The following is an 18,969-nucleotide window of genomic DNA, read 5'->3' on the forward strand; positions in this document are numbered from 1 at the left end:
GGCCTGCGAACCGCCCGGCTGCTCGGCGGCGGGGCCCTCCGGAGTCGGGGTCGTCTTGGAGGCGCCGGCGTCGTCGGTGGCGGCGCCGTCACCGTCGTCCGAACCGCAGGCGGTCAGCGTGAACAGGCCGGCGCACAGAAGTGCCGTCGCGAGACGCCGAGAGGAGCGGATCATGTCGAAGCCTTCCGAATACGCGTACGTGGAGAGCGAGCGCAGGCACATCATGCACCACAGCAGCTCGCGGACGCCTCCCCCGCCCGCTCACACATTCGGTGGAAAGGGCGCGGATCAGCCGAAGAGCGTGCGCCACTCCGGGGCGGAGCCGATCTCCGTCAGCTCCTCCAGGCTCAGCGGGGCGTCGTTCTCCTCGGCCTCCCCGGAAAGCTCCGCGGACTGGGTGATGTCCAGCGACGAGCCGTCCGGGTAATAGACGTCGATCATCCACGATCCGGCGTCCTGGGGGCACTGGAGGACCGTGGTCCCGTCGGGCAGGGTGGCGGCCGTCTCGCAGTCGCTGTCGTCGACGGCACCGTCCCCGGAGCCGCCCACCGCGTCGGCTCCGGGGACGTCCGCCTCGGAGAACGAGCCCGGCTCGTACACATTGATGCTGATCCCGGCCGTGCTCCGCCCGTCGCTGACCTCGATCCCGGCGGAGCCGGGGTAGGAGTCGCCGGTCTCCCTGATCTCCAGCCCGGACGGCGCCAGGTCCCGGAACATCGCCACCAGCTCGGCCGACTCCACGGAGCTGGTCCACCCGGCGAACGCCTCCGGCGCCTCGTACTCCGTGTCGACCTGGTCGAGCACCCGCTGCCACACCGGGTCCTGGATGATCTCCTCCAGCAGGGAGAGATCGACCGGCGGCTCGTCCGGGACGTCCGAGGAGTCCTCGGTGGCGCTTCGGGAGACCGTCACGCTCACCGACCGGAAGCCCTCGGCCGCCGCCTCCGGGCCGCTCGGCGCCGCCAGCCCGACCCCCCAGGACCGGTCGGCCACGGGCCCCCCGGCGGCGGAGTCCTCCACCGGCATGCCGTCCTCGGTGAATTCCATGGAGCGCGACACGAGCAGGGAGCCGTCGGCCAGCTCGGTCTCGCCGCAGGCGATGCCCCCCTCGGTGTCCCACGTCGAGCAGCCCGCGTCGGCGCGCCAGTCGCCCGTCTGCCAGCGCGTCAGCTCCAGCTCGATCGTGAAGCTGCCGCTCGACTGGCTGTCGACGACGAGCGCCACATGCGGGTCGGGGGTGGTCGCGGGACCGGCGGCGCCCTGCACCTCGCTGACGCTGAACGAGTCCGGCAGCATGGCCGTCAGGGTCTCGATCATGTCCTGCCCGGTCTCCGGCGGCGCCGCGGTCACCTGCGAGTCCCCGCCCAGGCCGGGGAGACAGACGGCGGCCACGGCGACGGCCGCCGCCGAGACGGCGCCGCCGAGGACCCCGGCCCGGCGCCGCCACAGACGCGCCCGGCCCCGCCGCATGCCGCCCTCCACCAGGTGCTGGGCGTCGTGCTGGAAGCCATTCCCGGTCCGGCGCAGCATCGCGCCGAACTCCCGCTCAAGATCCGTCAGGTCGTCGTTCGTCATGGCTGGGTCCTCCCTCCTCGGCTCTGTCCCGGTCCGCGGCTCACGCGGTCAGCTCCGCGAAGCCCGTGTCACCGAGCTGCGCGCGGAGCTTCCCCAGGGCCCTGCTGCTGCGGGTGCGGACCGCGCTGGAACTGGTGCGCAGGATCTCGGCGGTCTGCTCGATGCTCAGGTCCTCCCAGAACCGGAGCACCAGGACGGCGCGGTCCAGCCGCGGCAGCTCCGCCAGCGCCTGGAGCAGCGTGATCCGCAGCGGCGAGTCGCCGGGCTCGACCAACTGCTCGGGGAGGCGCACCGCGGGGCACTCGCCGCTGCTGCGGCGCCTGCGGTGCGCCAGATAGACCCGGACCAGGACGGTCTGGGCATAGGCGGCCGGATTGTCGATACACCGCTTCTTGCCCCACACGGTGTACATGCGGCCGAGGGTCTCCTGCACGAGATCCTCGGCGAGGTGGGTGTCCCCGCTGGTGAGCAGGCAGGCCGACCGGTACAGCGCGGAGCCTCGGCGCGTGGCGAACTCGTGGAACGCCTCCAGATCGCGCTTCCTCATCCGCTCCCCCTTGCGATCGGCCTGCCCTGTCGTGCCCCTGCACTCCTACTGATGCGCGAGCCGGGCACTTATGTTGCACCAGCGGGTCACCCGTTCCCCCCTCGGGCCGGTGGCCCCCCTTCCCCGGCGTCAGCCGAAGAGCGCCCGCCACTCGTCGGCGGTGGCGATCTCGGTCAGCTCCTCAAGGCTCAGCGGGGCCGTGTTGTCACCGGTGTCGTCGGACTGGGTGATGTCCAGCGACGAGCCGTCCGGGTAGGAGACCGCGGCCCACCACAGGGCCACCGGGTCCTCCTCGCCGGTCGACGGCCAGGTGCAGGAGGTGACCTCGGTGCCGTCGTCCAGCACCTCGGTGTCGCAGTCGGGACCCTCGCCCGTGGGCAGGGGCTGGGCCCAGTCCTCCACGGCGAGGTCGCCCGACAGCCCGGCCTCCAGCTCGATGGCCGCGTCGTCCACGATCACCTCGCCCACGAGCGCGCTCCCGTCGCCCTCCTCGGCCGCGGCGGCGGCGCCGTCCGTGCCCCACCCGGCGTCCCAGGCGGTGATGTCGATGTGCGCCGGCCCGGTCCCGTCGTCGATCGTCAGCGACGCCCAGCCCGGCTCGTCGTCCTCGCCGTCGGTGATGTCCAGCCCCTCCGGCGCCAGGTCGCGGAAGGTCGCCCGCAGCTCGGCGGCCGGAATGTCGCTGCTCGGCACCTCCGACCAGTCCTCCGGCGGGCCGTACTGCTCGTCGGCCGCGTCCAGCACCTCCTGCCACACCGGCTCCTGGACTATCTCCGCCAGCTCGTCGATGTCGACCGGCGGGACGTAGGCGTCGGCGTCACCGGACTCCGTGAAGTCCTTGGAGAGAGACAGGGAGACCGCACGGCCACCCGGCTCCTCCAGCCCGGAGCCGCCCGGACCCTCCAGATAGACGTCCCAGCTCCGGCCCGACCAGGGCTCGACGCCCTCCTCGGGGATGCCCTCCTCGTCCCACTCCCAGGTGACGAGCGACAGCACGGAGCCGTCGGGCAGCACGGTCTCCTCGCAGGTGCCGCCGTCCTCCTCCGGGGACTCCCACACCGCGCAGCCCGAGTCGGCCCGCCAGTCGTCCGTGGCCCACCGGTACATCCCCAGGTCGAGCCACGCCCCGCCCGAGCCGTCCCCGACCCGCAGCGACGCGTACGGGTCGGCGGTGACGTCCAGCCCCTCGCCCTCCGATCCCGTGATCTCCACGTCCTCCGGCAACAGCGCGGTCAGCGCCTCGATCAGCTCGTCGCCGGTCCGCGGAACGTCCTCCCCCGCCTCGGCCCCGTAGCTCGGCTGGACGGCTGCGGCCGTGGTCACCGCGGCGATCGTCGCGATCGCGGCGGACAGCCCCAGGCGCCTGCTCCAGCGCGGCTTGCGTGCCGTTGCCCCGTGTGTCATTCCCGTTCCCCTCCATCGGTCTCGGGCCCACCGCCGTCGGTTCCGCGGTGTCCCCCGTCACTCCTATCGATGCGGTGGGACCGGGAAGATGTTGCAGACCTTTCCGGGCTTTCCCCGATCGCGCCGGATCCGGCGAAGAAGAGGCGGCACCATGGGGGTTGATAGCCTGACCGGACACCTCCGCCCGCGCCCTTGGGGTTCTCTTGACGGATTCTCTCGCCCTCGGTCCCAGTTGGCTGGACCCCGAGCAGCTCATCGAGGCCTTCGGTCTGGTCGGCATCCTCGCCGTCGTCTTCGCCGAGTCGGGCCTGCTGATCGGCTTCTTCCTGCCGGGCGACTCGCTGCTGTTCACGACCGGGCTGCTGGTCTCCGCCGACGAGTACCTGCACTATCCGCTGTGGCTGGTGTGCGTGCTGATCGCGGTGGCCGCCATCCTCGGGGACCAGGTGGGCTATCTCTTCGGCCGCAAGGTGGGCCCCGCGCTGTTCACCCGGCCGGACTCGCGGCTGTTCAAGCAGGAGAACGTGGAGAAGGCCCACGAGTTCTTCGAGAAGCACGGCGCGAAGTCGCTGGTGCTGGCCCGCTTCGTGCCGATCGTGCGGACGTTCACGCCGATCATCGCGGGCGTCTGCCGGATGAACTACCGCACGTTCGTCATCTTCAACGTCCTCGGCGGCGTGCTCTGGGGCGCGGGGCTGCCCCTGCTCGGTGCGGCGCTCGGCCAGATCGACTTCGTGCGCGAGCACATCGAGCTGATCCTGATCCTGATCGTGCTGCTGTCGGTGGTGCCGCTCGTGGTCGAGTACCTGCGGGCCCGGCGCGCGGGGCAGCGGAAGGCCGCCGCGGCCGGCGCGGCCGACCCGGCCGGTCCGGGGAACGCCGAACCGCCCCAGGCCACCACGGGCCAGGGGCGGGACGCCAACCGCTGAGGTCTCCGGACCTCAGCTCTGCTGCTGAGCTGGCCGCGGCTCCTCGACCGGCCGGGCGCTGGTCACGTCGCCCGGGGCGGCCTGGATGGTCTTGGCGGCCTGCGGCGCCTGCGGCTCGTCGCCCTTCGGCGGAGCCGCGGTCGCGCTCTCGGCCTTCATGGCCGCCGTCTCGCTCTTGAGGATGCGCGCGGACTTGCCCAGCGAGCGGGCGATGTCGGGCAGCCGCTTCGCCCCGAAGACGAGCAGCACGACGATGGCAAGGAGGATGAGCTCCCTCGCACCGATCTGACCCATGACTTCCACCTCCAGGGGAACGCTTCCGAACGTCCCATATCAGGCGCCACGGTAACGCGCCTCAGGTAAAGATGACACAAATCCACGGCCAATACACCGGGGCCCGGCCGGGGCAAAGTCGGATAAAACGATACGAATCGCGTGTGCGGTTTCCCGGGCCGGGGCTTCGGTGAGGCCCGCCGCCGGGGCACGCGGGGCCGCGCGCGTCCACGCGGCGAGCACACGGAAATCGCGTCGCCGGGCCGGGAACCGCGTCGTTCCCGGGGGTCCGCCCACCGCGACCCGGGAGGCACCCCGGCGGGCGCGCGGGGCCCCGACGCGCGTCGCGGAGCGTCCGGACGGCCGTCGATCCCCGCTTTCCCGGACGCCTACGGGAGCGGGGCGGCGGCCATGCCGCACCGGCACACAAGGGGGCTGGGCATCGCCTTCGGTCACGGCCGGAGGGGTGCCTCTCCCGGCGTCCGTCGGGGGATGGATCGGTCCGCGTCTCCCCCGGGCGCTTCGGGAGCCCGGGAGGCGCCCCCGGGCGCCCGGTCGGCACGGCGCCGGGACGCGGCCCGTACGGTGCGGGCACCTCCCGGCCTCCCCGGCCCGCGTCCGGGAAGGGACGGCCGTGGCCGGGGGAGCGTCATGGCCCCGCGAAGATCCGGCGAAGGGGGGACCCGGGGCACCTCCCGCGGTGGCTCAGAAGACGACCAGCGAGCGACCGCCCTGGCCGGCCGACATGCGGGTGAACGCCTCCTCCACGCCGTCCAGGCCGATCCGGTCGGTGACCAGGGCGTCGAGGTCGAGGCGTTCGGCGCGGACCAGGTCGGCCAGGATCGGGACGTCGTGGGCCGGGTCGCCGTTGCCGAAGACGCAGCCGGACAGGGTGCGGGCGAAGTGGAAGATCTCCATCGCGGAGAGCGACAGCTTGTCGTCCTTGCCGCCCACCCCGACGACCGTGGTGTGGCCGCCCCTGCGGGTCGAGGACCAGGCGGTGCGGATCACGTCGGCGCGGCCGACGCACTCGATGGCGTGGTCGGCGCCGTAGCCGCCCGTCAGCTTGCGCACCGCCCTCGCCGTCTGGTCGTCGGCGCGCACGAACGCGGTCGCGCCGTGGCGCAGCGCCAGCTCCTCCTTCTCCGCCGAGACGTCGACCGCGATGATCGGGTCGGCCCCGGCGATCCGCGCGGACTGGAGCACCGACAGGCCGACGCCGCCGAGGCCGTAGACCACGACCGACTCGCCGGCGCGCACTCGGGCCGCGTTGTGGACGGCGCCGTAGCCGGTGAGCACCGCGCAGCCCAGCAGGGCGGCGGTCGTCAGCGGCACGCCGGGCGGCAGCGGCAGCACCGCGCGCTCCGCGACGACCGTCTCCTCCGCGAACGCGCCGGTGCCCAGGCCGGGGTAGACCGCCGTGCCGTCGGCCAGCGTGGCGTACGGGGTCGCCGCGCTGTCCAGGGCGTGCTCGCACAGCCACGGCTCGCCCAGCCCGCACAGGTGACAACTCCCGCACGCGGGCGCCCAGTTGAGCAGAACGGCGTCGCCCGGCCGGACCGCCTCGACGCCCTCCCCGACCGCGACCACGGTGCCCGCGCCCTCGTGCCCGAGCACCACCGGGGCGACGGCCCGCAGCACACCCCTGGCCAGGGACAGGTCGGAGTGGCACACCCCGGCGGCGGCGAGCTTCACCCGCACCTGGCCGGGCCCCGGCTCGGGCAGCGCGATGTCGACGAGCTCCAGCGGGGCGCCCACGGCGGGCAGCAGGACGGCCTGGACCATCGGGTGTTCCTCGATTCGTCGGAAGCGGGGCGGCGGGAAGCGGAATGCTCAGAATTGCAGGGACTGCGTCTGGAGGAACTCCTCCAGACCGAACCGGCCCAGCTCGCGACCCACGCCCGAGTCCTTGTACCCGCCGAACGGGGCGGCCGGGTTGAACGCGCCGCCGTTGATGTCGACCTGCCCGGCCTCCATCTGCCGGGCGAACGCGGCGGCCTCGGCCGGGTCCGCCGCCCAGACGCCGCCGGACAGGCCGTAGGCGGTGCCGTTGGCGATCTCCAGGGCGTGCTCCTTGTCCCGGTACCGCATGATCGACAGCACCGGGCCGAAAATCTCCTCCTGGGCGATGGTCATGCCGGGCTCGACGTCCGCGAAGACCGTCGGCCGCACGTAGAAGCCCACGTCCAGGCCCTCGGGCGCGTCGGCGCCGCCCGTCACCAGCCGCGCGCCCTCCGCGATGCCGGTCCCGATGTAGTCCCGCACCCGCTCCCGCTGCACGGCGCTGACCAGCGGGCCGAGGCGGGTCGAGGGGTTGGCGGGGTCGCCCGGCGCGTACCGCTCGGCGGTCTTGGCGGCGAGCGCGACGGCCTCGTCGTAGTCCGCCTCGCTGACCAGCATCCGGGTCCAGGCGCTGCACGTCTGCCCGGCGTTGAGGAAGGCGTTGCCGACGCCGACCTTCACCGCCGTGGCCAGGTCGGCGCCGGGCAGGATGACGTTGGCCGACTTGCCGCCCAGCTCCAGGGAGACACGCTTGACGCCCCGGCCCGCGGCGGCGCCGATGCGGCGGCCGACGGCGGTGGAGCCGGTGAACGAGACGACGTCCACGCCCTCGTGCTCGGCCAGCGCGGCGCCGACCACCGTGCCGTGGCCGGTCACCAGGTTGAACGTGCCGGCCGGCAGGCCCGCGTGGTGCACGATCTCGGCGAAGAGCTGGGCGGTCAGCGGCGTGTTCTCGGCGGGCTTGAGGACCACCGGGCAGCCCGCGGCGAGCGCGGGCACGACCTTGGCGACGATCTGGTGCAGCGGGTAGTTCCACGGGGTGATCGCGCCGACGACGCCGGCGGGCTCCAGGTACACCGTCGAGTTCCCCACCTTCTCCTGGAAGGGGAACTCGGCCAGCACCTCCAGCACGGACGTGGTGACCGCGACCGGCACTGTGCTGTGCAGCGCCCGCGCGAGCCGGAGGGGCGAGCCCAGCTCGGCCAGCACGGTCGCGCTGATCTCGTCCTGCTGCGCGGCGAGCCCGTCGCGCAGGCGGGTCAGGGCGGCGAGCCGCTCGTCGCGCGAGGTCGCGCGCCAGGCCCCGGCGGCGGAACGGGCGGCGGCGACGGCCGCGTCGACGTCCTCGGCGGTCCCGGCCGGGACGGTGGCGATGACCTCTTCGGTGGCCGGGTTGACCACCTCGATGACGTCCCCGGAGCCGGGGCCGGGGCCGGAGGCGGAGGCGGAGGCTGAGGCGGCCGGGCGCCAGGCGCCGTCGATGTAGTGCCCTTGGTGAGCCTGCATGCGTGTCGCTCCGCTCTGTCCCGGTCGTCCGGTCGTCGTCGCCATCGTTCCGGCGTCCGCGCCACAAATTAGCAACGCTAGTTAAATGCGGATGCCGTCATGGGGACAAGCGCCCCGGACAGTGATCCGGCTCACCCCGCGCGCCGCGCGGGCGCGGGCACCGGACCTCAGGATGCCTTGAGCAGCGCGCCCTCGCGCCATTTGAGCACTTTGTCGAACGTCACGATCGCCCCGCCCGCCCCCGGCTGGTTGTCGAAGCGGACCCGGTCCGACAGCGCCTCGATCAGCCGCAGCCCGCGCCCGCCCACCGACAGCTCGCGCGGCTGGCTCGGCTCGCGCCGCCCGACCAGCGGAATGGTCGCCCCCGCCGGGAAACCCGGCCCGGTGTCCGTCACCTCGATCCGGCACACGTCCCCGTGGATCGACGCCGTCACCCGGTACACCTCGGAGCGGTCCCCGCCGTGCTGCACCGCGTTGGAACACGCCTCCGACAGCGCGACGCTCAGCTCGTGGGAGATGTCCGCGTCCACCCCGGCGGTCTCCATCGCGCCGAGCAGAAGCCGGCGGGCGAGCGGGACGCTGGCCGCTTCCCGCCGCAGTTGGAGAGACCACCAGATGCTCATGCTCCAGCCTCCTGGCCGCGGCTTGACATATCTCTAGGTATTGCCTTCCACTGCGGACCGTAAGCGTCGGGTTGACCCAACACCCCCCGTTCGGCGGATGCATCAGTGGGTTTGAGTCGATATAGCCATTCTCCGGTGAGGGTGATTGTCCGCACTTCCGTACGAGGCCGGGCCCCCGGTGCCTTGCCAAGCCGACGGGCGGTGAGATGATGACGCCGCCATGCGTGCCGGAGCCGATATGCGACTGCTGCGAGCCGCGGTCTTCGCCGCGGCCTGCGCCACGCTGGCCGCCGCCGGGCACCTGACCGCCACCGGCTCCGGCGTCCCGCCGTGGATCCTGTGCGCCGGCTGGACCGCCGCCTTCGCCGTCGCCCTGCCGCTCGCCGGGCGCGAGCGCCGGTCGGCCCCCGCGCTCGCCGCCACCCTCGCCGCCGCGCAGCTCGCCCTCCACGTCCTGTACCACCTCGGCCAGCACGGCACGCTGGTCACCGGCGGCAGCGGGAACGGCCACGGCGGCGGACCGATCGACCTGGCCACCCGGCTGGTCTGCGACGACCACGCCGCGACGCTGACCGAGGCCGAGGCCGTCGGCATCCTCCGGGCCGCCGGCCTGGACCCGCACGGCGGCCACACGGCCCACGCCGCCTCCCCGCCGCCCGTCGGCGGCCGGGCCTGCCTCACCGACGCCATCGCCTCCCTGGCCTCCTGGCCGATGCTGCTGGGCCACCTGCTCGCCGCCCTCGCCGCCGGCTGGCTGCTGCGGCGCGGCGAGGCCGCCCTGTGGCAGCTCGTCCGGCTCTCCACCACCCACCTGCCGCCGCTGCGGCGCGCCCTCGGCCTGACCCGCGTCCTGTACGGCGGCGGCCCGCGGGCGCACGTTCCCGAGCAGCCCCTACCGCCGCGCGCCGACCGCGCGCTGCTGCCCCCGCCGCGCGGCACCGTGCTCGCGCGCGCCGTCGCCCGGCGCGGCCCGCCGTCCGCGTCCGCGGCACACCGCCTGGCTCTCGCGGCCTGAGCGCACTCCCCCGCCCGGCACGGACCGGAACGAAGGGGACGAGTGCGCCTGTCGCCGCGCGCTCGACTTCCCTTTCATCCACCACACTCACTGGGGAGTGCTTTCATGACCCGCACGCGCGTCGCCGCCTGCTCCGCCGTCACCGCCCTGACCGCCGGGGCCTTCCTCGCGTTCACCGCGCCCGGCGCCTCGGCCCACGTCGGCATCGACCCCGACGAGGTCGAGCAGGGCAGCTACAGCACGATCTACATGAAGGTCCCCAACGAGCGGGACAACGCCTCCACCGTCCGCCTGGAAGTCCACCTCGACCCCGAGCACCCGCTGGCCTCCGTGCAGCCGCAGCCCGTGCCCGGCTGGGAGGTCGAGGTCGAGACGGCGGAGCTGGCGGAGCCGGTGGAGGTCCACGGCACCGAGATCACCGAGGCGCCCAGCGTCATCACGTGGACGGGCGGCGAGATCGCGCCGGGCCAGTTCCAGCAGTTCCCGCTCTCGGTGGGACCGCTGCCGGAGGACACCGAGCAGCTCCTGTTCAAGGCGATCCAGACCTACGACAACGACGAGGTCGTGCGCTGGATCGAGGAGCCCGTCGAGGGCGAGCCCGAGCCCGAGCACCCGGCGGCCGTGCTCGCCCTCACCCCCGGCGGCGACGACGGCCACGGCGGCGACACCGAGGACGACGGGCACGCGGCGGAGGACGGCGACGACGACGGAACGGCCGCCGCCGCGGACGACGACTCCGACGCCGCGACCGACACCACCGCCCGCGTCCTGGCGGGCGTCGGCATCGCCGTCGGCGTGGCCGGTGTCGCGTTCGGCGTCCTCGCCGGCCGCCGCCGTTCCACCGAGCCGTAACCCGGTCGCGGGGCGGACCGACCGTCACCGGTCCGCCCCGCACCGGCCCCACCTCACCCCCCAACCCCGGAAACCGAACCTCACCATGCACCTGCGCAGCATCAGCACCGCCCTCGTCGCCGCCGCCACCGCCCTCGCCCTGGCGGCCTGCGGCAGCGACAGCGGGGACGACGGCGCCGACCACGAACACGACAGCCCGGCCGCCGAGGTCTCCGGCGGCGGCACCGAGGACGAGGGCACCGTCCTCGACCAGCCCTTCGACAAGCCGGAACTCGTCCTCACCGACACCCACGGCGAGCCCTACGACTTCGCCGCCGAGACCGCCGGGCACGCCACCCTGCTGTACTTCGGCTACACCCACTGCCCCGACATCTGCCCGCTCACCATGAGCAACATCGCCGTCGCCGCCGCCTCCCTCACCGAGGAGCAGCGCGCCGACCTGCGCGTCGTCTTCGTCACCACCGACCCCGAGCGCGACACCCCCGAGTCGCTCGGCGCGTGGCTCCAGGCCCAGGACCCCGGATTCACCGGTCTCACCGGCGACTTCGCGACCGTCCAGGAGGCCGCGCGCTCCCTCGGCGTGCACATCGAGCCGTCGTACGAGGACGAGAACGGCGACATCGTCTCGACCCACGGCACCCAGGTCATCGCCTTCCTCCCCACCGACGACAGGGCCCACGTCGTCTACACCGAGGGAGTCACCGCCGAGACCTTCGAGCGGGACCTGCCGAAGCTCCTGGCCGGGGAGCTGCCGTGACGGCGGCCGGGACCCGGGTCCGCGCGGCGGCGGCCACCGCCGCCCTCGCGTTCACCCTGATCCTCGGTGCCTGCGGAGACGGCACCGAGGACACCGGAAACGCCGGTGGCGGTCCCGAACTGGCCGCGACCGGCGCCTACATCCCCGAGCCCCCCACCGACGCCATGGCCGGCGGGTTCCTCACCGTCGAGAACACCGGCGGCACCGCCGACGCCCTCGTCTCCGCCAGCAGCGACATCGCCGGCACGGTCGAGATCCACGAGACCGTCGACAACGCCATGCGCCCGGTGGAATCCCTCCCCATCCCCGCCCACGGACGCCTCGACCTGTCCCGCGGCGGCAACCATCTGATGTTCCTCGACCTGACCCACAAGCCGGTCGAAGGCGACACCGTGGCCGTCGAACTCCGCTTCGAGACCTCGGATCCGATCACCCTCGACGTGCCGGTCGAAGCCGCCACCCACACCGGGGAGTGACCCCCAGCCATGACCACGACCGCCGCCCCCGCCCTCCGCCGCCGCTCACCGGCCGTGGCGCTGCTGGTGATCGCCGTCGCGGCGCTCGCCACGCTGCTGCTCGGCGCCACGCCCGCCGCCGCGCACGCCTCGCTCTCCGGCAGCACCCCGGCGGACGGGGAGGTGGTGGCCACGGCACCGCAGCGGGTCACCCTCACCTTCTCCGAGGAGGTGGCCCTGCCCCGCGACGCCATCCGCGTCCTCGACCCCACCGGCGAACGTGTCGACACCGGCGACGTGACCGACGAGGGCGGCACCAGCCACGCCGTCGCCCTCCGCCGGGACCTCGGCGACGGCACCTACACCGTGGCCTGGCAGGCCGTGTCCGCCGACAGCCACCCGATCTCCGGCGCGTTCACGTTCTCCATCGGCGCGCCCTCCGCCACCACCGTCCAGCTCCCCGACCAGGCCGTGGGCGAGGGCGCGGTCGGGCTCCTCTACGACGCGGGCCGGTACGCCGCCTACGCCGGTTTCCTGCTGCTGGCCGGGGCCTGCGCGTTCGTCCTGCTCTGCCACCGGGAGGCCGCCGCCGCGCCCGCCGTCCAGCGCGTCACCCTCACCGGCTGGACCACCGTCACCGCCGCCACCCTCGCGCTGCTCCTGCTGCGCACGCCCTACACCACCACCGGCCGCCTGGCCGACGCCTTCGACCTCGGGGGCCTGCGCGACGTCATCGACACCAAGACCGGAACGGCCCTGGTCACCCGGCTGCTGATGCTCGCCTCCGCCGGGCTGCTCATCGCGCTGCTGCACGGCGGCTACGCGCGGCTCGTCACCACGCCTCGCGACCAGCGGGACGAGGAGCACGACGCCGACGTCCGCGACCTCACCTTCGGTCTCTCGCTCGGCGGCGTCATCCTGGCCATCGGCGTGGCCGCCACCTGGGCGATGTCCGAACACGCCTCCACCGGCCGCCAGACCGTCGTCGCCATCCCCGCCGACGTCCTCCACCTCCTGGCCGTCGCCGCCTGGCTCGGCGGGCTCGCCACCCTGCTCACCCTCCTCCACACCGGGCCCGCCCTGCCGCGCGCCGCCGTCCGCCGCTTCTCGCGGCTGGCCCTGATCAGCGTGACCGTCCTGACCGTCACCGGCCTCTACCAGGCGTGGCGGCAGGTCGGCTGGTCCTGGACGGCGCTCACCGACACCCAGTACGGGAAGCTGCTGCTGCTCAAGGTCGGGCTGGTCGGCGTGCTGCTGGGCGTGGCCTGGACCTCACGCCGCTGGACGGCCCGCCTCGCGGACACGGACGCCGAGACGGCACCCGTCGCAGCCGTCGCACCGGTCGCACCGGTCGCACCGGTCGCACCGGTCGCAGCCGTGGCAGCCGTCGCAGCCGAGCCGGAGGCGGAAACGGCGCCGGGCCCCGGGCCGGAAACCGATCCCGGCCGGGCCCGGCAGCTCGCCCGCCAGCGCGCCGCCGTCGACCGGGCGCGCCGCCGCAAGGCCCGCGACGCCGACCCGCGGCGCGCCGCCCTGCGCCGCTCCGTTCTCGCCGAGGCCGCCATCGCCGCCGTCCTCCTCGCCGTCGCCACCTGGCTCAGCGGCACCACCCCGGCCCACACCGCGCTGGAGGCCGAGGCCCAGCCGGCGCCCACGGCACCGGCGACGAACGAGCCGGTCTCCGTCGAGATCCCCTACGACACCGGCGGCGAGGCCGGCCGGGGCACCGCCCGGGTCGAGCTCTCCCCGGCCCTCAGCACCGGCGACAACACCCTCCAGATCCACCTCACCGACCCCGAGGGCCGCCCCGCCCGGGCCGCCGAGGTCGGTGTCGCGTTCACCCTCCCCGCCGAGGACCTCGGCCCGCTGCGCCACGACCCGGTCCAGACCGACACCGGCCAGTGGACCGTCACCGGCCTCGCCCTCCCCCGCCCCGGCGAGTGGGAACTCGCCCTCACCCTCCGCACCTCGGACATCGACCAGGTGACCGAGACCGCCACCCTCACCGTCAAGTGAACGAAGATGACCGGACAGACTGAACCCCCCGACCGCCCGTCCCTCTCCCGCCGCCGCCTCCTCACCTCCGCCGGAACGGCCGGCGCCGCCGGGCTCGCCGTCGGCACCACCACCGGCGCCCTGGCCCACTCCGCCGCCACCGCCAAGGACCAGGGACCGCCCCTGAGCACCCTCGGCAGCACCGCCGTGCCCTTCCACGGCACGCACCAGCCCGGCATCACCACCCCCATGCAGGCCCACGGCCATCTCGCCGCGTTCGACCTCGCCCCGGCCTCCGGCCGCCGCGAGACCGCCGCGCTGATGCGCCGCTGGTCCGCCCTCGCCGCCGACCTCATGGCCGGCCGCCCGCCCGGCAACGCCACCGACACCGCCGTCGCCCGCGACGCCGGGCCGTCCTCCCTCACCGTCACGTTCGGCTTCGGCAACAGCTTCTTCGACGCCACCGGCCTCACCGACCACCGTCCCGCCGCGCTCGACCCGCTGCCGCGCTTCTCGGGCGACGCGATCGACGAGCGCCGCTCGCACGGCGACCTGTGGGTCCAGATCGGCGCCGACGACGCCCTCGTCGCGTTCCACGCCCTGCGCGCGCTGCACCGCGCCGCCGACGAGACCGCCGCCCTGCGCTGGCAGATGACCGGCTTCAACCGCAGCCCGGGCGCCACCGCCCACCCCATGACCACCCGCAACCTCATGGGGCAGCTCGACGGCACCAACAACCCCCAGCCCGGCGACGACGACTTCGAGGAACGGATCTTCGTCCCGGCCGGCGGCGACCCCGCCTGGATGGCGGGCGGTTCCTACGTCGTCTTCCGCCGCATCCGCATGCTGCTGGACGACTGGGAGGCGCTGCCGACCGAGGAGCAGGAGCGCGTCATAGGCCGCCGCAAGGCCGACGGCGCGCCGCTGACCGGCGACGACGAGACGACCCCCGTCGACCTGGCCGCCACCGGCCCCGACGGCACACCGGTCATCGCCGCCAACGCCCACGTCCGCGTCACCGCCCCCGAGTCGAACGGCGGGGCCGCGATGCTGCGCCGCCCGTTCTCGTTCCACGACGGCTTCCTGGACGACGGCAGCCCGGACGCCGGACTGCTGTTCCTCGCCTGGCAGGCCGATCCGCTGCGCGGCTTCGTCCCCGTGCAGCGGAAGCTGGACCGGGGCGACGCGCTCTCGCCGTTCATCCGTCACGAGGCCACCGGCCTGTTCGCCGTCCCGGGCGGCGCGGCGGAAGGGGAGTACGTCGGTCAGGCCCTGCTCGAAGGCCGGTGAGCGGCGTGCGCGCGGCAGCCGGGCCGCGGGTGGTCGCACGAGCCGCGCGCTCGCCGCGTGAGCGGAGAAGCGAACGGTTCAGAACCTGAGACGGCGGGCACGGTACGCGACCGGCGGGGCTACCGTTGCGCCATGACAGCCGCAAGCCGTTATACGTATCTCGGCCCCGAGGGGACCTTCACCGAAGCCGCGCTCCGCACGCTCCCCGAGGCGGCGACGCGCGAGCTGGTGCCCATGATCTCCGTGCCCGTCGCGCTCGACGCCGTGCGCTCCGGCGAGGCGGCCGGCGCCCTGGTCCCCATCGAGAACTCGGTGGAGGGCGGCGTCTCCGCCACCGTGGACGAGCTGGCCTCGGGCGAGCCGCTGATGATCTACCGCGAGGTGCTGCTGCCGATCGCGTTCGCGCTGCTGGTCCGGCCGGGCACGACGATCGAGAACATCAAGACGGTGACGGGTCACCCGATCGCGCAGCCGCAGGTGCGGGGCTGGCTGGAGCGTTTCCTGCCGGAGGCGCAGTGGGAGTCGGCGCTGTCCAACGCGGACGGCGCGCGGCTGGTGCGGGAGGGGCGGTACGACGCGGCCTTCGCGGGGGAGTTCGCCGCCGCGACGTACGGTCTCGAACCGCTGGTGACCGACATCCACGACGCGCACAACGCGACCACGCGGTTCGTGCTGGTGGGCCGCCCGGCCCGGCCGGCGGCACCGACGGGCGCGGACAAGACGTCGGTGGTGCTGTGGCTGCGCGCCGACCACCCGGGCGCGCTGCTGGAGGTGCTCCAGGAGTACGCGACGTGCGGCGTGAACCTGGTCCGGATCGAGTCGCGGCCCACGGGCAAGGGCATCGGGCAGTACAGCTTCTCGGTGGACTGCGAGGGGCACATCTCGGAGCGGCGGGTCGGTGAGGCGCTGATGGGGCTCAAGCGGCTGTGCGCGGACGTGCGGTATCTGGGGTCGTATCCGCGCCACGACCACGTGGAGCCGACGGTGCGCACGGGCACGGCGGACGCCGATTTCCTGCGCGCGGCGGACTGGCTGACGCGCTGCCTGGACGGCAGGCCGGGCGGTCTCGGGAGCTGAACGGGCGGGGGCCCGGGGGTGGCATCTGACGGGCCGTGCGATGTCCGGAAAGTTATCCACAGGGCACGCTGCGTGCCTGTGCATAAGTCGACATCCCGATTCGGACATCATCGACATATGCCCTCTATGGCCAGGAAGACGTCCACAGGGGGAGTGATCCGGATTCGTCACCCCACGCGCACGGCGTACCCCGTGCGCGTGACGGAATTTCCTCCGGAAGTGCGTGTGAGGCGGGTTTGAACGGGGAATTATCCGCCGCACCGCCCGGCGCCCCGGATTCGTCCACCGCGTCATCCACAGCCCCCCGCCGGCCTGTGGATAACTTCCCGGACGTGCCCCCTGACCTGTGGATTTCTCCACAGGCCCCTTTCCGGCAAATCCCCTCAAAAGCCACCCCGGGCTTTTCCGATTCAACCGCCCGGACGCGCCCCGGTAGCCTGGGTCCGTGATTGACCTTCGCCTGCTCCGTGAGGACCCCGACCGTGTGCGCGCCTCGCAGCGCGCCCGTGGAGAGGACATCGGCATCGTCGACGCCCTGATCTCCGCCGACGAGCGGCGCCGGTCGTCCAGTTCCCGCTTCGACGAGTTGCGCGCCGAGCAGAAGCAGCTCGGCAAGCGCGTCCCGCGCGCCGAGGGCGACGAGAAGGCCGCGCTGCTGGCCCGCGCCGGCGAGCTGGCCGCCGCCGTGAAGGCCGCCGACGCCGAGCGCGACGAGGCGGCGGCCGAGGCCCAGCGGCTGCTGCTCCAGCTCGGCAACATCGTGCACCCGGACGTCCCGGTGGGCGGCGAGGACGACTTCGTCGTCCGCGAGACCCACGGCACCATCCGCGACTTCGCGGCGGAGGGCTTCACGCCGAGGGACCACCTCGACCTCGGCCACATCCTCGGCGCGATCGACACCGAGCGCGGCGCGAAGGTGTCCGGCTCCCGCTTCTACTACCTGACCGGCGCCGGCGCCCTGCTGGAGCTGGCCCTGGTCAACGCGGCGATCGCGCAGGCGACCGCGGCCGGGTTCGTCCCGATGCTGACGCCCGCGCTGGTGAAGCCGCGCGCCATGGAGGGCACCGGCTTCCTGGGCCAGGCCGCGCAGGACGTGTACCACCTGGAGAAGGACGACTTCTACCTGGTCGGGACGTCCGAAGTGCCGCTCGCCGCCTACCACATGGACGAGATCCTGGACGCCGACCAGCTCCCGCTGCGCTACGCCGGCTTCTCGCCGTGCTTCCGCCGCGAGGCCGGGTCGTACGGCAAGGACACCCGGGGCATCTTCCGTGTGCACCAGTTCGACAAGGTGGAGATGTTCTCCTACGTCGCCCCCGAGGACGCGGAGGCGGAGCTGGCGCGGCTGCTGGAGTGGGAGAAGCAGTGGCTGACGTCGCTGGAGCTGCCGTTCCGGGTGATCGACGTGGCCAGTGGCGACCTGGGGGCGTCGGCGGCCAGGAAGTTCGACTGCGAGGCGTGGATCCCCACGCAGGGCAAGTACCGGGAGCTGACCTCCACGTCGAACTGCGGGGAGTTCCAGGCGCGGCGGCTGGCGGTCCGGATGCGGACCAAGGACGCCGGGGTGCGCCCGCTGGCGACGCTGAACGGCACGCTGTGCGCGGTGCCGCGCACGATCGTGGCGCTCCTGGAGAACCACCAGCAGGCCGACGGATCCGTCCGGGTCCCGGCGGTGCTGCGACCGTACCTGGGCGGACGCGAGGTGCTGGAGCCGGTGGCCAAGTGAGCGGCGCGGCGTCGTTCCCGCACCGCTTTCCGTACCGCCTGGTCGCCACCGACCTGGACGGCACGCTGCTGCGGAGCGACGACACGATCTCGCAGCGGACCCGCGACGCGCTCGTCGCCGCGCAGGCGGCGGGCGCGGAGCACATCGTGGTCACGGGCCGGAGCGTCGCCGGGACGCGGCACATCCTCGACGACCTCGGGTACCGGGGGCTGGCCGTCTGCGGCCAGGGCGCCCAGCTCTACCACGCCGGGGAGCACCGCCTGCTGACGTCGGTGACGCTGGACCGCGCGGTGGCGCGGCACGCGGTGGAGCGGCTGGAGGCCGGTCTCGGGCCGGTGGCCGTCGCGGCGAACCGGGACGGCGTGGACGGCGAGATCGTGATGGACGGCCGCTTCGAGGCGGTGGTGCACAGCGGCTTCCGGGGCGCCGACCGCGCCCCGCTGACCGTCGAGGAGATCGACCGGACACGGCTGTTCGCGGAGCCGCTGATCAAGCTGTACGTCCAGTGCCCCGGCCTGTCCGACGACGAACTGGCGTCCGCCGCCCGCGCGTTGGTCGGTACCGCGGTGACGGTCGTGATCTCGGGCCGCGACCTGGTGGAGATGCTGCCGCTCGGCCTGACGAAGGCGACCGGCCTCTCCCTGGCGGCGCGCCGCCTGGGCGTGAAGGCGTCGGAGACCATCGCGTTCGGGGACATGCCCAACGACATCCCGATGCTCACATGGGCGGCCCACGGCGTGGCGATGGCGGACGCGCACCCCGAGGTCCTGGCGGTGGCCGACGAGATCACCGGCGGCAACGACGCGGACGGCATCGCGCGGACCCTGGAGCCCTTGCTCCGTCCGGTCCGGCCGGACGCGTCCGCCTGACCGTTCACAGGGCCCGGCGGAGTTGTCCACAGGCTGTGCACAGACCCGCGCCGCCGGGGGGGTGTCACGGTGAACGACGGGCCGGTCTCGGACAGCGCCCCGGCGACGGCCGGTCCGGCAGCCGCGTGCTTCGTCGTTCGTCCATCATCGCCACCAGCGTGCCGCAAAGGTGGGCGCGGCGGGTGGGGTTGTCCCCCGGTGTGATCAACGGGCCTGCCGGGTGGCGACGGCGCCGGGCGAGATGCCCAGCACCACGGCGATGTCCTGGTGCGACAGTTCGTCCCAGTAGGCGAG

General features: G+C 73.8%; 18 protein-coding genes. 10 read left to right on the forward strand and 8 right to left on the reverse strand.

From position 1 onward, the window contains the following. Positions 1-288: 288 nt before the first annotated feature. The 3 genes from ACSNOC_RS12020 to ACSNOC_RS12030 form a co-directional block, all read right to left on the reverse strand. Positions 289-1,575, reverse strand: a complete 1,287-nt coding sequence (locus ACSNOC_RS12020; protein WP_436747346.1) for a hypothetical protein — start codon at positions 1,573-1,575, stop codon at positions 289-291. Between the two features lie 40 nt (positions 1,576-1,615). Then, a complete protein-coding gene (locus ACSNOC_RS12025; RefSeq protein ID WP_436747347.1) occupies positions 1,616-2,122 on the reverse strand; it encodes a SigE family RNA polymerase sigma factor in 507 nt (168 codons plus the stop codon). 129 nt (positions 2,123-2,251) lie between these two features. Then, positions 2,252-3,526, reverse strand: a complete 1,275-nt coding sequence (locus tag ACSNOC_RS12030; protein WP_436747348.1) for a hypothetical protein — start codon at positions 3,524-3,526, stop codon at positions 2,252-2,254. 203 nt (positions 3,527-3,729) lie between these two features. Here ACSNOC_RS12030 and ACSNOC_RS12035 point away from each other — a divergent pair, with 203 nt between their 5' ends. After that, the gene (locus tag ACSNOC_RS12035) at positions 3,730-4,455 is read left to right on the forward strand and encodes a DedA family protein (protein WP_436747349.1); all 726 of its coding nucleotides are present in this window, start codon (positions 3,730-3,732) and stop codon (positions 4,453-4,455) included. Positions 4,456-4,467: 12 nt separating this feature from the next. On the opposite strand, the gene tatA is transcribed toward ACSNOC_RS12035, so the two are convergent. From tatA to ACSNOC_RS12055, 4 genes are all read right to left on the reverse strand, one after another. Further along, positions 4,468-4,749: a Sec-independent protein translocase subunit TatA gene (tatA, locus tag ACSNOC_RS12040; protein WP_436747350.1), complete on the reverse strand. Its 282-nt coding sequence runs from the start codon at positions 4,747-4,749 to the stop codon at positions 4,468-4,470. A 684-nt stretch (positions 4,750-5,433) separates the two neighbouring features. Beyond that, the gene (locus tag ACSNOC_RS12045) at positions 5,434-6,513 is read right to left on the reverse strand and encodes a zinc-binding dehydrogenase (RefSeq protein ID WP_436747351.1); all 1,080 of its coding nucleotides are present in this window, start codon (positions 6,511-6,513) and stop codon (positions 5,434-5,436) included. A 48-nt stretch (positions 6,514-6,561) separates the two neighbouring features. After that, positions 6,562-8,016: an aldehyde dehydrogenase family protein gene (locus ACSNOC_RS12050; RefSeq protein WP_436747352.1), complete on the reverse strand. Its 1,455-nt coding sequence runs from the start codon at positions 8,014-8,016 to the stop codon at positions 6,562-6,564. Between the two features lie 167 nt (positions 8,017-8,183). Then, positions 8,184-8,639, reverse strand: coding sequence for an ATP-binding protein (locus tag ACSNOC_RS12055; protein WP_436747353.1), 456 nt, complete (start codon positions 8,637-8,639; stop codon positions 8,184-8,186). Positions 8,640-8,877: 238 nt separating this feature from the next. Here ACSNOC_RS12055 and ACSNOC_RS12060 point away from each other — a divergent pair, with 238 nt between their 5' ends. From ACSNOC_RS12060 to ACSNOC_RS12100, 9 genes are all read left to right on the forward strand, one after another. Then, on the forward strand, positions 8,878-9,654 hold the full coding sequence (locus ACSNOC_RS12060) for a hypothetical protein (protein WP_436747354.1): 777 nt from the start codon (positions 8,878-8,880) through the stop codon (positions 9,652-9,654). Positions 9,655-9,759: 105 nt separating this feature from the next. Then, positions 9,760-10,506, forward strand: coding sequence for a YcnI family copper-binding membrane protein (locus tag ACSNOC_RS12065; RefSeq protein ID WP_436747355.1), 747 nt, complete (start codon positions 9,760-9,762; stop codon positions 10,504-10,506). 85 nt (positions 10,507-10,591) lie between these two features. Beyond that, a complete protein-coding gene (locus ACSNOC_RS12070; protein ID WP_436747356.1) occupies positions 10,592-11,263 on the forward strand; it encodes an SCO family protein in 672 nt (223 codons plus the stop codon). Next, positions 11,260-11,739 (forward strand): copper chaperone PCu(A)C, encoded by a 480-nt coding sequence (locus tag ACSNOC_RS12075; protein WP_436747357.1) that lies wholly within the window; start codon positions 11,260-11,262, stop codon positions 11,737-11,739. Before ACSNOC_RS12070 ends, ACSNOC_RS12075 begins: the two co-directional genes overlap by 4 nt. 9 nt (positions 11,740-11,748) lie before the next feature. After that, the gene (locus ACSNOC_RS12080) at positions 11,749-13,734 is read left to right on the forward strand and encodes a copper resistance CopC/CopD family protein (RefSeq protein ID WP_436747358.1); all 1,986 of its coding nucleotides are present in this window, start codon (positions 11,749-11,751) and stop codon (positions 13,732-13,734) included. 6 nt (positions 13,735-13,740) lie between these two features. Then, the gene (efeB, locus tag ACSNOC_RS12085) at positions 13,741-15,003 is read left to right on the forward strand and encodes an iron uptake transporter deferrochelatase/peroxidase subunit (protein ID WP_436747359.1); all 1,263 of its coding nucleotides are present in this window, start codon (positions 13,741-13,743) and stop codon (positions 15,001-15,003) included. Between the two features lie 132 nt (positions 15,004-15,135). Next, on the forward strand, positions 15,136-16,080 hold the full coding sequence (gene pheA / locus ACSNOC_RS12090; RefSeq protein ID WP_436747360.1) for a prephenate dehydratase: 945 nt from the start codon (positions 15,136-15,138) through the stop codon (positions 16,078-16,080). 445 nt (positions 16,081-16,525) lie between these two features. After that, a complete protein-coding gene (serS, locus tag ACSNOC_RS12095; protein WP_436747361.1) occupies positions 16,526-17,806 on the forward strand; it encodes a serine--tRNA ligase in 1,281 nt (426 codons plus the stop codon). Next, positions 17,803-18,675 carry an HAD family hydrolase gene (locus ACSNOC_RS12100; protein WP_436747362.1) on the forward strand — a complete coding sequence of 291 codons (873 nt, stop codon included), beginning with the start codon at positions 17,803-17,805 and terminating at the stop codon, positions 18,673-18,675. The genes serS and ACSNOC_RS12100 overlap by 4 nt, the downstream gene beginning before the upstream one ends. A 204-nt stretch (positions 18,676-18,879) precedes the next feature. On the opposite strand, the gene ACSNOC_RS12105 is transcribed toward ACSNOC_RS12100, so the two are convergent. Beyond that, a partial coding sequence (locus tag ACSNOC_RS12105; RefSeq protein WP_436747364.1) for a sigma factor-like helix-turn-helix DNA-binding protein occupies positions 18,880-18,969 on the reverse strand: 90 nt, incomplete at its 5' end.

Source organism: Streptomyces sp. URMC 129, assembly GCF_051386415.1.
In the GTDB taxonomy this organism is placed as follows: Bacteria; Actinomycetota; Actinomycetes; order Streptomycetales; family Streptomycetaceae; genus Streptomyces.

Coding starts and splice junctions, on each gene's coding strand:
- efeB (WP_436747359.1), top strand. CDS start 13,741: ATGACCGGACAGACTGAACCCCCCGACCGCCCGTCCCTCTCCCGCCGC.
- ACSNOC_RS12060 (WP_436747354.1), top strand. CDS start 8,878: ATGCGACTGCTGCGAGCCGCGGTCTTCGCCGCGGCCTGCGCCACGCTG.
- ACSNOC_RS12050 (WP_436747352.1), bottom strand. CDS start 8,016: ATGCAGGCTCACCAAGGGCACTACATCGACGGCGCCTGGCGCCCGGCC.
- ACSNOC_RS12020 (WP_436747346.1), bottom strand. CDS start 1,575: ATGACGAACGACGACCTGACGGATCTTGAGCGGGAGTTCGGCGCGATG.
- ACSNOC_RS12045 (WP_436747351.1), bottom strand. CDS start 6,513: ATGGTCCAGGCCGTCCTGCTGCCCGCCGTGGGCGCCCCGCTGGAGCTC.
- pheA (WP_436747360.1), top strand. CDS start 15,136: ATGACAGCCGCAAGCCGTTATACGTATCTCGGCCCCGAGGGGACCTTC.
- tatA (WP_436747350.1), bottom strand. CDS start 4,749: ATGGGTCAGATCGGTGCGAGGGAGCTCATCCTCCTTGCCATCGTCGTG.
- ACSNOC_RS12025 (WP_436747347.1), bottom strand. CDS start 2,122: ATGAGGAAGCGCGATCTGGAGGCGTTCCACGAGTTCGCCACGCGCCGA.
- ACSNOC_RS12030 (WP_436747348.1), bottom strand. CDS start 3,526: ATGACACACGGGGCAACGGCACGCAAGCCGCGCTGGAGCAGGCGCCTG.
- ACSNOC_RS12065 (WP_436747355.1), top strand. CDS start 9,760: ATGACCCGCACGCGCGTCGCCGCCTGCTCCGCCGTCACCGCCCTGACC.
- ACSNOC_RS12070 (WP_436747356.1), top strand. CDS start 10,592: ATGCACCTGCGCAGCATCAGCACCGCCCTCGTCGCCGCCGCCACCGCC.
- ACSNOC_RS12080 (WP_436747358.1), top strand. CDS start 11,749: ATGACCACGACCGCCGCCCCCGCCCTCCGCCGCCGCTCACCGGCCGTG.
- ACSNOC_RS12055 (WP_436747353.1), bottom strand. CDS start 8,639: ATGAGCATCTGGTGGTCTCTCCAACTGCGGCGGGAAGCGGCCAGCGTC.